Consider the following 8,539-nt stretch of genomic DNA (forward strand, 5'->3'; position numbering starts at 1 on the left):
AGCATTTCTCCTGCAGCTTGAAATTTCCGATCACCCGGTAAAAGGGAGTCTTTACAAAGGAACGGATTTCCCGCTCGCGGTTGACGATCATGCCAAGGACACAGGTCATAACACGGCCCACGGAAATAACCGCCTTATCCCGTTTCAGGTAGTCCCGCAGAGTCCTCCCGTATTTCAACGTCAGGGCCCTGGAAAAATTAATTCCCATCAGATAGTCCTCTTTGGCACGCAAATAAGCCGCGTGGCTTAAGTTGTCATATTCCTTCAGGTCCTTAGCCTCGCGGATTCCTCTTAAAATTTCTTCTTCTGTCTGGGAATCAATCCAGACCCTTTTTCGTTCCTTGCCCTGTACTTGAGCCATCTGCTCCACCAGACGGTAAATATACTCTCCTTCTCGTCCCGAGTCGGTGCAGACATAAATGGTGCTTACGTCTGGACGGTTAAGCAGTCCGCTCACAATGGAATACTGCTTGCGGGCACTTTCGATTACCTCATAACGAAAGGTTTCCGGGATAAAGGGAATGGTATCAAAGCTCCATCGTCTGTATTTCTCGTCATAGGCTTCCGGATAGCTCATTGTCACCAGATGTCCCACACACCAGGTGACAATGGCCTCCCCGCCCTCCAGGTACCCTTCCCTGGATTTCATATTTATTTTCAGTGCGGCGGCAAATTCCCTTGCCACACTGGGTTTTTCCGCTATAAATAAGTTTTTGCCCACGAATCTATGTCCTCACTTAAACTGTGAAGGCCTTCTGAAAAAGCTTTTCCAGCTCCTCCGGCGGCTGCGGCTTTCCACAAAGATACCCCTGAATCACGTCACAGCCGATGGCATGCAGGTACTTATACTGCTGTTCATCCTCCACACCCTCGGCGATGGACTCAAAGCCCAGGCATTCCACCATATTGATGATGGATTCTGTGATCACCCTGGTGGCAGAATCCGTCAAAACCGTATCGGTAAAGCTTTTGTCAAGCTTTAGCGTATCTATGGGAAGCTGTTTTAAATAGGACAGAGAAGAAAATCCTGTGCCGAAGTCATCCAGGGATATTTTGATCCCACAGGCGTGCAGCTGTTTGAGCTTATCGGAAACCATGTCAAAGTCATTGATCAGGATGCTCTCCGTAATTTCCAATTCTACGTCGGAGGGGTCTACCTGATATTTCCGGATGGTCTTTAAAAGAGAATCCACAAAATCGTCTCTTGCGCACTGCAGCGCGGATATATTGATGGATATGATAAAGGAAACCCCATATTGCTTCCGCCAGGCAGCATACTGCTTGATGCTCTGTTCCACCACCCAGTTTCCGATGGGAATAATGGCGCCGTTTTTCTCCGCAATAGGAATAAACACGGAAGGACTTATCATCTTCCCGTCCTCCTCCCGCCATCTCACAAGCGCCTCAACCCCGCGCAGCTTTTGGTTCCCCGCATAAAACTGGGGCTGAAAATACAGTACAAAATTTTTCTTGAACACAGCTTCCTTGAGCTTGTTTTCCAGCTCAACCGTCTCCAGAAATTCATTCAGTATGGAAGCGTTAAAATACCGTATGGTATTCTTTCCGGCGCTCTTCCCCTTAAACATGACGATCTCCGCACACTTCATCAGCTCAAGGGCCGAGGACGCCGCCTCGGGAAACTCTGCAACGCCTATGCTGACGGTAATCTGAAGCTCCTGGCCGCTGCTCAAGCAAAAGGGCTCCCTCGTCCGCTTCTGTATGGTCTTGTGTATATGCTCCACGCTGTGGTCTCCCATGGGCTCATAAATGGCCATACAATACACATCACTGCTTAAATGACAGACGATTACCTCTTTGCTGCACAGCTCCTTTAAAAAGCTGCCAAACTGCTGGACCAGCTCGTCCCCGACTACCAGGCCCATACCGTCATTTATCTTTCTAAAATCGTCGATGTCGATCACCAGCACGCTGACCACACTGTTTCTTTCCTTGGCAGTTCTCACAAATTCGCCCAGCTGGCGCACAAAATAATTGCGGTTGTAGAGTCCTGTGAGCCCGTCATAATACGCCATGTAGGTAAGCTCTTCATTCTGGTTCTTAAATTTTGTGATGTCGGAGACACAGATCACCTTATCCTGGGGCTGTCCCATGGCGTCATAGGTTACATTGGCGCAAAACCGAAACCACCGCTTTTTATCCTTCATAAGACATTCTGCCGTCAGAGAAGCTTCTCCACTTTTTTCCAAAAACAAAACGTCTCTCAGCTTAAGCAGGCAGGATTCGTCCACAGCGTCAAAAAGCCCAGTTATCTGCTTCATGTCGCGCATTTCAAAATCAAAGAAATCATGCCACTTCCCCAAAGTGACAACTTCGTTTTTCTCAAAAGAATAATACAGAAAAGCCTCGGCAGAGGCATCGCACACCATATGGTACATGCGTTCCTTTGCCGCCAGCTTTTGGTTCATCGCCTTCAACAGATTTAATTGATAGCGCATTTCATTCATAATATGCCTCCCCAATATCCGAAACGGGCAAAGCCCGACAGACAAAACCCTGTTATCGTTTTGTGATGTACCCCTGGGCCTTTAACAGCTCCGCACAAAGAATCGCTCCGCCTGCGGCTCCCCGAACCGTATTGTGAGACAGCCCTACAAACTTATAATCATATACTGTATCCTCTCGCAGCCTTCCCACGCTGATTCCCATGCCCTTTTCATAGTCCACATCCAAAGCCACCTGCGGTCTGTTTTCCTCCTCAAGATACTGGATAAACTGCTTAGGTGCGCTGGGAAGCCCAAGTCTTTGAGGCTCTCCGCTGAAGGATACAAGCTTCTCGATGAGCTGCTCCTTTGAAGGCTTCTTTTTAAATTTCACAAAGACCGCCGCCGTATGGCCGTTCAAAACCGGCACCCGGATACATTGACAGGTGATGACAGGAGACTGGGCCGGCACAATCACGCCGTCCTGTATGGAGCCCCAGATGCGCAAGGGCTCCTTCTCGCTTTTCTCCTCTTCTCCGCCAATATAGGGGATAATGTTTCCCACCATTTCCGGCCAGTCCTGAAAGGTCTTGCCGGCTCCTGAGATAGCCTGATAGGTAGTTGCCACTACTTCATAGGGCTCAAACTCCTTCCACGCTGTAAGCACAGGCGCGTAGCTCTGAATGGAGCAGTTTGGCTTTACCGCAACAAAGCCTCTTTTTGTTCCAAGACGCTTTCTCTGATATTCTATCACTTCCATATGCTGAGGATTAATCTCCGGTATCACCATGGGAACGTCGGGCGTCCATCTGTGAGCGCTGTTGTTGGATACTACGGGAGTTTCTGTCTTGGCATAAGCCTCCTCTATCTTTTTGATCTCCTCCTTGGTCATATCCACTGCGCTGAATACAAAGTCCACCTGAGACGCCACCGCCTCCACTTCATTCACATTCATGACAACAAGACCTTTTACCGCCTCCGGCATAGGGGTGTCCATCTTCCATCTGCCTCCCACTGCCTCTTCATAGGTCTTTCCCGCAGAACGGGGGCTTGCCGCTATGGTAGTCACCTCAAACCAGGGGTGATTTTCCAGAAGGGAAATAAAGCGCTGTCCCACCATGCCTGTTCCGCCTAAAATACCAACCTTTAATTTCTCACTCATATATTTTTCCTCCTCCCGGCGCAGCCGGATAATCTATTGTTTCTGCGGGTTTAAGGTCACATTGTCCGGCAGAATATCAATTCTGTCCTCCTGCAGATATTTTCGGTTTACCTCGATTACCTTCTTCATGGCCTCCGGCCCAGGCGCGCCGATGGTAAGCCTTTTTTCCACACAGGTCTTTAAGGAAACCGCCTCGTAAAAGTCAGGCTCAAATCTATCGCTGATGGCCTGCAGCTCCTCAAGGCTTAAGGCATCAATAGAGGTATCCTTGTCAATACAGTACAATACCAGTCTTCCTATAACAGCATGTGCATCCCGGAAGGGAACCCCTTTGTTCACCAGGTAGTCCGCAGCGTCCGTGGCATTGCTGAAACCGTTCACCGCACTTTTTTCCATGCGGTCCTTTTTAAATCTCATGGTTTTCAGCATCCCTGTAAACAGAATCAGACAATTCTGCACCGTATCCATGGCGTCAAAGGAGACCTCCTTGTCCTCCTGCATATCCTTATTATAGGCAAGGGGCAGCCCCTTCATGGTCGTAAGAAGAGAAACCAGCGCGCCGTATACCCGGCCTGTTTTTCCTCTCACCAGCTCCGCGATATCAGGATTTTTTTTCTGGGGCATGATGCTGCTTCCGGTGGAGTAAGCGTCATCCAGCTCCACAAACTGATATTCATTGGAATTCCACAATATAATCTCTTCACAGAAACGGCTTAAGTGCATCATCACAGTGGACAGCGCTGCAAGAAATTCTATCAGATAATCTCTGTCGGCTACGGAATCCATACTGTTTAAGGTGGGCCCCTCAAACCCCATCAGAGAAGAGGTGTAGCTTCTGTCCAGAGGATAGGTGGTTCCCGCCAGGGCTCCCGCTCCCAGAGGGCAGTAATTCATGCGGCAGTAAATATCCTTCATCCGAAGCCTGTCGCGCTTGAACATTTCAAAGTAGGCGCCATAATGATGGGCAAGGGTTGTGGGCTGGGCCTTCTGCAGATGGGTAAATCCAGGCATATAGGTTTCCAGATTTTCCTCCATGGTGTGGAGAATTACCTCTAAAAGGGACTTTAACAGGTCGTCTGTTTTCAAAACCTGCAGTCTGGTATACAGCTTCATGTCTAACGCCACCTGATCGTTTCTGCTCCTGCCTGTATGAAGCTTCTTTCCAGCCTCTCCGATCCGGCTGATAAGCTTGGCCTCCACAAAGCTGTGAATATCCTCATATTCCGGGCCGATCTCCAGATCGCCTCTGTCTACATCATCCCGTATTCCCGTAAGTCCCTTGATAATGTCATCCCGCTCTGCGGATGTGAGAATCCCCTGCTTGGAAAGCATGATGACATGGGCGATGCTGCCCTCTATATCCTGGTGGAATAAACGCTTGTCAAACTGTATGGACGCATTAAACTCATAAACCATCCGGTCCGTTTCTTTGGTAAAGCGTCCGCCCCACAACTGTGCCATAGCCTGTCTCCTGTCTTTTTTTTAAACTCGAAATTGATATTACCATAAAAAACGCTTTTCTGCAATACAGTGTACCGTTAGTTTTACACCCTTTTTCCGCCTTTATCATAATATATGATAAATTTATTTCATAATCACGAAAGGGTATGTCCTTTATGCAGAACATCTTGGAGCTTAAAAACATCGGCTATTCCTATCACAGCCTTCAAGGAGAAACAAAGGCCCTTGAAAACATTTCTTTCGGCGTGGGGGAAGGGGAATTTGTGGCGGTGGTGGGTCCAAGCGGCTGCGGAAAATCCACACTGCTTTCCATTATATCCGGCCTGCTTCCACCGGAAAGCGGCACCATCGCAGTAAACAATCCGGACGGTTCCCTCCATTACCCCAGGGTTGGATATATGCTTCAGCGGGATCATCTCTTTGAATGGCGCACTGTATACAAAAATGTGGTTTTGGGACTGGAAATCAACCATATGATGACCCCGGAGAGGCTGGCCCATGTAGACCAGCTGCTTTTTGATTACGGGCTGGATAAATTCCGGGACAAACGTCCAAGCGAGCTGTCCGGGGGCATGAAGCAGCGGGCGGCGCTGATACGGACTCTGGCCCTGGACCCCCAGCTGCTTCTTCTGGATGAGCCCTTCAGCGCTCTGGATTACCAGACAAGACTTATGGTTTCTTCGGATATCTGCCAGCTGATACGGGCTGCCGGAAAAACCATGATCATCATTACCCATGATCTCTCCGAGGCCATCAGCCTTGCAGACCGGGTGATCATCCTGTCTGCAAGACCGGCCGTGGTAAAAATGGAGGTTCCCATTCATCTGACCCTGTCCGACGATTCGCCCTTAGCCGCAAGAAACGCACCGGAATTTCAATCTTATTTCAATCAACTGTGGGAGGAGCTTGGCTGTGAAAGAAAAGAAATGTGAATTAACAAAGCAGGAGGAATTTGTAAAAAGCCGCAAAAGACACCATCACCTGATTACCTCCTGGCGCTTCCTGATATTAGTCCTTTTTTTGGTTTTATGGGAGGTGAGCGCTGATCTTGGCTGGATAGACAGCTTTTTCTTTTCCAGCCCAAGCCGTGTAGCGCTGCTTTTTGCAGAGCTTTGTGCTGACCGCACCATCTTCCTCCACATTGGCATCACCCTTTGGGAAACCCTTCTAAGCTTTCTTTTGGTGTTTCTCATCAGCCTGATCAGCGCCACGCTGCTATGGTATTCTACGAAGCTTTCAGAGATTTTAGAACCTTATCTGGTCATTTTAAACAGTCTGCCGAAATCTGCCCTGGCTCCGCTGTTTATCGTATGGCTGGGAACAGGAACAAAAACCATAATCGTAGCAGGCATATCCGTGGCTCTGTTCGGATCAATCATCAGCTTTTACACAGGCTTTAAGCAGAGTGATTCCGAGAAGGTGACTCTTATCTACACCCTTGGAGGGAAAAAACGGGACGCCTTTTTCAAAGTAATTCTCCCAAGCTCCGTGCCCGTGCTTTTAAGCACCACCAAGGTCAATATCGGCCTTGCCCTGGTAGGCGTGATCATCGGCGAATTTCTTGCCGCAAGACAGGGACTTGGATATCTGATCATATATGGCTCCCAGGTATTCCAGCTGGATTTGGTGATTATGGCCGTGGTGATCCTTTGTCTGATCGCCTTTGGCCTGTACCGGGGAATCCAGCAGATTGAGCATCATATCAGAAAGGGCTGAAAATGTCCGTGCCCAAAAAAGGGAGTCAGGAAGGGAATCTCCTGACTCTCCTTTGGCGAAGAATTCCCTGCTTTTTTACAGACTGTTAAGCTCTTTTAGTATCTCCTCAAGCTCCTTTCGAGAGCCCTTGTCAAAGCTCAGCATTCCCCGCAGGGGCATATATTTCATCATTGCCATCTCCATTTCCTCTGTGATGGCTTCCTTGGCGGCGCTGCCCTTTTCCGGCTCCGTTTCCTCTTTTGCGTCTGTCAGCATTCTCTGCTTTTTCTGCAGACGCTCCAGCACTGCCCTTGCCGCCGGATCCTTGTATATATCCTCATAAATGGAATCCCCGTCATAGGTTCTCTTTATCTGGGTTGTGGACTCAACAATTACAGTCTGGCAAAGGGCAATATCCCGGGAGGACTTTCCGATCAGAATATCAAATTCCCCGGATTCCACATACCAGTCGTGAATCTCCGTGTTGTAGTATGCAAAGGCCCGCTTGCCCAAAGTAAAGGAAACTGTCTTTGTCTCTCCCGGCAAAAGAGCGATCTTTGCAAAATCCCGAAGCTCCTTTTGGGGCCGCAGCACAGAGCTTTCTTTATCCCGGACATAGAGCTGGACGATCTCTTTTCCTGCGCGTTTCCCCGTGTTTGTAATATCCACACTTACAGTAAGGGTATCCGTATCCTTTAGCTTCTGCCTGTCAGCCCGCAGATTGGAATAGGTAAACTCCGTGTAGGATAAGCCGTGTCCAAAGGGGAACAATACTTCCATTTTCTTTTTGTCATAATACCGGTATCCCACAAAAATTCCCTCCCGGTAATCCACGCTGTTTCCTTCCCCGGGGAAAAACAGATAAGAGGGATTGTCCTCCAATTTCACAGGGAAGGTTTCCGGCAGCTTGGCGCTGGGATTTACCCTGCCAAATAAGATATCATATTCTGCCGCTCCCACGGCCTGGCCGCTCAGATAGGCTTCCACGATACCCTTAACCTTGTCTGCCCAGGGCATTTCTACCGGAGAACCATTGTGCAGCACTACAATCACATTTTCCTGTACCTTTAAAATCTCGTCGATCAACGCATTCTGGCAGTCCGGTATGCGCATATGTGTTCGGTCAAAGCCCTCCGATTCAAAAGCGTCCGGCAGGCCTGCAAAAATTACCGCGGCCTTCGCTCCTTTTGCGGCCTCCACAGCCTCCTTCACCAGCGTTTCATTTATTTCATCTCTCTCATCATCAAAGCCCTGGGCAAAAATAATGTTGGGATTTGCCACAGCTGCATCCATGGCCGAAGTCACCTTATGGCTGTTGATGTGGGAGCTTCCACCTCCCTGATAGCGGGGTTTTTTCGCATATTTCCCGATAAATGCGATTTTTTCCGACTCATCCAGGGGCAGTACGCCGTCATTCTTTAAAAGGACTATGGTCTCCTCCGCAATTTTCCTTGCCGCCTCATGGTCTGCATCCCTGTCAAACACGGCAGTTTTATCCCGATTTTCCGCAAAGCGGAACACTATATTCAGGATTCTTGCCACCGCCTGATCCAAAATCTCCTCAGAAAGCCTGCCCTCTTTCACCGCTGTCACAATCAGCTGGTCATTCTCCCCGTTTGAGGAGGGCATCTCCAGATCAAGGCCTGCAGCCAGATCCTCCACACGGCTGTTCACGGCGCCCCAGTCGCTTACCACATAGCCGTCAAAGCCCCACTCCTTTCTCAGCACATCTGTAAGATAGGTTTTATTTTCTGCCGCATAGACACCGTTTATTTTATTG

Annotated in this window: 7 protein-coding genes; 2 read left to right on the top strand and 5 right to left on the bottom strand. The window is 49.0% G+C overall.

Translation table 11 applies throughout. From position 1 onward, the window contains the following. The 4 genes from AC1WIP_RS07220 to argH form a co-directional block, all read right to left on the bottom strand. A partial coding sequence (locus AC1WIP_RS07220; RefSeq protein WP_481141216.1) for a DNA topoisomerase occupies nt 1–721 on the bottom strand: 721 nt, incomplete at its 3' end. Nucleotides 722–737: 16 nt separating this feature from the next. Further along, entirely contained in the window at nt 738–2,465 is a 1,728-nt protein-coding gene (locus tag AC1WIP_RS07225; protein ID WP_481141217.1) for a putative bifunctional diguanylate cyclase/phosphodiesterase, read from the bottom strand. 52 nt (nt 2,466–2,517) lie between these two features. Next, a complete protein-coding gene (gene asd, locus AC1WIP_RS07230; RefSeq protein WP_481141218.1) occupies nt 2,518–3,603 on the bottom strand; it encodes an aspartate-semialdehyde dehydrogenase in 1,086 nt (361 codons plus the stop codon). A gap of 33 nt (nt 3,604–3,636) precedes the next feature. Next, on the bottom strand, nt 3,637–5,064 hold the full coding sequence (gene argH / locus AC1WIP_RS07235) for an argininosuccinate lyase (RefSeq protein WP_481141219.1): 1,428 nt from the start codon (nt 5,062–5,064) through the stop codon (nt 3,637–3,639). Nucleotides 5,065–5,219: 155 nt separating this feature from the next. Here argH and AC1WIP_RS07240 point away from each other — a divergent pair, with 155 nt between their 5' ends. Continuing rightward, the gene (locus AC1WIP_RS07240) at nt 5,220–5,996 is read left to right on the top strand and encodes an ABC transporter ATP-binding protein (RefSeq protein WP_481141220.1); all 777 of its coding nucleotides are present in this window, start codon (nt 5,220–5,222) and stop codon (nt 5,994–5,996) included. After that, nucleotides 5,977–6,780: an ABC transporter permease gene (locus AC1WIP_RS07245; RefSeq protein ID WP_481141221.1), complete on the top strand. Its 804-nt coding sequence runs from the start codon at nt 5,977–5,979 to the stop codon at nt 6,778–6,780. Before AC1WIP_RS07240 ends, AC1WIP_RS07245 begins: the two co-directional genes overlap by 20 nt. A gap of 75 nt (nt 6,781–6,855) precedes the next feature. Here AC1WIP_RS07245 and AC1WIP_RS07250 read toward each other — a convergent pair. After that, a partial coding sequence (locus AC1WIP_RS07250) for a glycoside hydrolase family 3 C-terminal domain-containing protein (RefSeq protein ID WP_481141222.1) occupies nt 6,856–8,539 on the bottom strand: 1,684 nt, incomplete at its 5' end.

Source organism: Acetatifactor sp., assembly GCF_982438285.1.

Bases quoted from the DNA above. Each gene is read 5' to 3' on its own strand.
- AC1WIP_RS07225 (WP_481141217.1), bottom strand. From the start codon at position 2,465: ATGAATGAAATGCGCTATCAATTAAATCTGTTGAAGGCGATGAACCAA.
- argH (WP_481141219.1), bottom strand. From the start codon at position 5,064: ATGGCACAGTTGTGGGGCGGACGCTTTACCAAAGAAACGGACCGGATG.
- AC1WIP_RS07240 (WP_481141220.1), top strand. From the start codon at position 5,220: ATGCAGAACATCTTGGAGCTTAAAAACATCGGCTATTCCTATCACAGC.
- asd (WP_481141218.1), bottom strand. From the start codon at position 3,603: ATGAGTGAGAAATTAAAGGTTGGTATTTTAGGCGGAACAGGCATGGTG.